We start from the raw sequence: 359 nt of genomic DNA, 5'->3' as shown, positions 1-359 counted from the left end.
CAAGTTCTCTTCGATCGTGTCGCGGCCGATTGGCATCGTTCGAGGGGAATTTAACGCGGAGTTGCGGAGGAGCGGAGAATCGCGGAGAAAGAGTTACTGCTGAAGGGGGGGTGGATTGCGTCCGCTATTCAGAGACTCGTGGGCCGCGATAGTTGTTCACGATTCGATGGAGACCATCAACAAGTTTCGCTTCATGGAAATTGAGAAGCAAGCCAACATTCAGGTTCATCAGACGAAGGTGAGAGAGGGTTTGCGCCTTGTCGATCGGGTGGATGGCTGACTTGGCTTTCAGCTCGATGACGATCAATTCTTCGACAAGCAAATCGGCGCGAAATGCACACGGGTCATGCAAATCGTCG

General features: G+C 52.9%; 1 protein-coding gene. It reads right to left on the bottom strand.

The features are described 5' to 3' along the window. Window positions 1-124 precede the first annotated feature (124 nt). The coding region (locus FYK55_RS28850; RefSeq protein WP_150080083.1) for a GxxExxY protein at window positions 125-359 on the bottom strand (235 nt) is incomplete at its 5' end.

Origin of the sequence: Roseiconus nitratireducens (genome assembly GCF_008629675.1) — a bacterium.
In the GTDB taxonomy this organism is placed as follows: Bacteria; Planctomycetota; Planctomycetia; order Pirellulales; family Pirellulaceae; genus Stieleria; species Stieleria nitratireducens.
This window is presented reverse-complemented; position numbering and strand designations above follow the sequence as displayed.